We start from the raw sequence: 2,930 nt of genomic DNA, 5'->3' as shown, positions 1-2,930 counted from the left end.
TTAGGCAAGCAGGCCAAGATCCGATTCTTCCTGAAAGCCAAACTTTCATGCCGCTTGGTCACCGCCGGTAACTGGCAGCCTTTTAACTGACCAAGACAGCATAACGCATGACATGCTTGGTGTTCAAGGCGGCCTGGCAGCCCTTCGTCCGTTACCCTGACAAAACTTGCTCTAGCCCGTGACCCGCGGTTATGCTTGATCTGTTATCAATCCCTATCATGACTACCCACTACCCGTCGGACAAGGAGAAAATTCGATGAAAAAATATTTGTCAGCTTTCTGGTTGATATCAGGTTTGATCATGTTATTGCCGGTTTCTGTCCACGCACACACTGGAATAGATGACGTGACCGGATTCGAGGCCGGTTTCTGGCATCCCATCGGTGGCGCCGATCATCTGTTAGCCATGGTCGCCGTGGGGCTGTGGGCGGCCCAAATGGGCGGAAAATCCATCTGGCTGGTACCTGCCACCTTTGTCACACTCATGCTACTCGGCGGCATCCTGGCGCTTTCCGGCATTCACTTCTCGCATGTTGAAGCCGGCATTCTGATTTCCGTTCTCTCGCTGGGCATTCTCATTGCAGCAGCGCTGAAATTTCGGCCGACTATTAGCGCCTGCATTATTGGGTTTTTTGCCCTTTTTCATGGCCATGCACATGGCGCGGAAATGCCGCTCGCCATTGAAGCGGCAGCCTACTGTTTCGGCTTCGCATTGAGCACAGCCTTACTGCATGCGATCGGTATCGCCAGTGGATGTGTCCTGCACAAGCTGAACATCGGTAAAATCGTGCGGTGGTCAGGCGGTGTAATCGCTTTCAGCGGAATTTACCTGACCATCGCCTGACATAAAGGAAACCACTTGGCCAGAACAAGTGGACCGCGCAGCGGTTTGTCGATGACTGTTGATAGGTGGTCACTGTAGTGAAACGCCCTATCAACAGTCAGTGTTAATCGAACTAACAAACTATACCAGATGACAACTGCCATCAAGTGAGGTGAATCACTCAGGCTTACATATCCGACTCGAGAAAACCAGGCAAGGGATAGCTCCCCGCCTTGCCCACAGCAGGAATCTCGATCATATGATCGCTGGCTGTTCCTGCAATCTGCTTGTCTATTTTGTCTGTGTCGCCAGGATGCCCATTGGGAACAAATATCTGAGGATGATCGAAGGGTGCCCGCCGGTATCTGACCCGCTCGTCGGTTAACGCTAACAGCCATGCCTCCAGATCGAGTTTTTCCTGTTCACTCAAATGGAGAATGTTGAGCGGCATAATCTCGCTCCCATCCTTTTCCGTCAGTTGTGCAAAATTTCCCCCTCTGCTATAAACATCGAGCACCCCCCGTAAAGTCAGCTCACCACCGTTGTGGAAGTAAGGCGCTGTCAGTTCAACGTTTCGCAAACCTGGCACTTTGAAGAAACCATCGGCCACCACCGGGCACGAATGACCATCCGGGCAGACAGGCGCTGCAAACAGCTGTTTGGTATAAGACAACGGCATACCAAACGGATCTGTCTGGCCCAGCGCGAGATCACTGCTTGCTGGACGGACACCGATATGGTTGAATCCACGATCAAACGCTTGTCCTTCCCGTATCCTGACCGGGCTGGCCTGCACCTGGCTGACCGCAGCACCGGTCAATTCCGCGCCTTCATGGCAATTGATGCAACGACCACGGGTTTGACTCCTGAAAATATCGGCGCCTCGGATGGCAGCCTCACTGATAGCCGTGCTGTCCCCTTCCATGAAGCGATCATAAGGCGTGTCATCCGCCACGAGCGTTGCTTCATAAAGTTGTATCGCCAAGCCAAAGAACAGTGAGAAATTGAATTCCATCAAGGTATAGCAATCTTTCTGAGCAATAGGACGTGCCCGATGACAAATTTCGCTATGACCGTCCGGCAAAAGTCGAATCTGTTGCTTGGATTGCCACCATTCAGGCTGGAAAGCATACCGAACCATTTCTGCATAATCAGGCAACACCAGTCCCGGCTGCGGCCAAAGGCTATATTTCCCCAGCACACTGTCCTGGGGATGTACTTGCTGCTGAGCAAGTGGCCTGGCTACGAGCATTTTGCGCCCAATCATCGGGAATGGACGATTTGAAGCGGACAGTTCAAAATCATTGACAGCGGCCGCAACCGCTTGTGACGCTAGACTGGCCTGTTCAATGCTGATCCTGACCTGCTCCATCCGCGTTGTACTCTCGGCACGATAAAGATGCGCATTTGGATCACGATCACCCCAATTATTCACACCGTTAAACTCGTACTGCGCCCTTCCGTCATAAAAATTACGATAATTGAATATTGCATTGATGACAGTTGGTGTGTTTCTGGGTTCAACTCGCCTGACATTGATTCGATTCACGCTGAAGCCATCTTGATCGGCTTTCCTGCGCAACTGTTCAACCGGACGGAAAGGCAAGACACGCAGAAATTCGTACGATGCAATGCCCTGCGATGAAACCACATCAACACTATTGAATACGGCGGGAGAAGTTCGATCATTGGGATCAGTCAAGACCCTTAAAGGAAAGTGACTCGTGGTCAATTGCATATTCGGACCCAAATCGAATTCTTGGCGCTTGGCGTCATGCAACGATTGTGTGCCAGGATTCACTTGATTCTTGGATCTGCTATCAGCGCCTGCCTGAAAATGACAGGTAGCGCAAGCGACTATGTTATCGCTGCCAACCTGCATGTCCCAAAACAGCGCCTTACCCAGTGCGATCGCCATCGGCTTGTCACGAATGTACTTATGGAGATCAGGAGGTTCAGGAATTTGGACTGTTTTCAAAGACAAAGGCCGCGGTGGATCAATTTCGCTGGCTAACGTTTGAAGTATTGGCAAAATTAGCCCGATCAATACCAATAACAATTTCGACATAATTTTTTAATTGCTTTTATACGCAGACCAGGCACGCTG

General features: G+C 50.9%; 2 protein-coding genes. One reads left to right on the top strand and one right to left on the bottom strand.

Going from position 1 to position 2,930, the window contains the following annotated elements:
• Positions 1-256 precede the first annotated feature (256 nt).
• Positions 257-844: a HupE/UreJ family protein gene (locus tag ABTW62_RS13760; protein ID WP_430905143.1), complete on the top strand. Its 588-nt coding sequence runs from the start codon at positions 257-259 to the stop codon at positions 842-844.
• Between the two features lie 166 nt (positions 845-1,010).
• Here ABTW62_RS13760 and ABTW62_RS13755 read toward each other — a convergent pair whose 3' ends face one another.
• Entirely contained in the window at positions 1,011-2,801 is a 1,791-nt protein-coding gene (locus tag ABTW62_RS13755) for a cytochrome-c peroxidase (RefSeq protein WP_430905142.1), read from the bottom strand.
• Positions 2,802-2,930: the final 129 nt, after the last annotated feature.

This window comes from Nitrosomonas sp. ANs5, from assembly GCF_050584665.1.
Lineage (GTDB): Bacteria > Pseudomonadota > Gammaproteobacteria > Burkholderiales > Nitrosomonadaceae > Nitrosomonas.
The sequence above is the reverse complement of the archived record's forward strand: the minus strand, read 5'-3'. Positions and strand labels throughout refer to the sequence as shown.